A 255-nucleotide genomic window follows, 5' to 3' on the forward strand; every position below is an offset into this window, starting at 1 on the left:
AAGAGTGGTTGATGATCGCTCGGCAAGACGGCATGTGCTGTGAAGAGCGGGAAGGCAAGCGGGTTTATCTTGGCGCCATGACATGGACGGACAAGAAGTTGAAGCGCCCGATACGTGCCGTTTACCAGGTCATCGAACGAACGGTCGAAGCCGACGGACAGCTCTTGCTGGTTCCACAAATCGAGGTGCAGGTCTTCTTCACGACGCTCACCTGCTCGCCCTGGCAGGTCATACGGCTCTATAGGGATCACGCCA

General features: G+C 56.9%; 1 pseudogene. It reads left to right on the top strand.

The features are described 5' to 3' along the window. Window positions 1-11: 11 nt before the first annotated feature. Window positions 12-255: pseudogene (locus LRL21_RS47520) on the top strand (IS1380 family transposase); the annotation flags it as partial.

Source organism: Paenibacillus periandrae (assembly GCF_022458865.1).
GTDB classification, from domain to species: domain Bacteria; phylum Bacillota; class Bacilli; order Paenibacillales; family NBRC-103111; genus Paenibacillus_S; species Paenibacillus_S periandrae.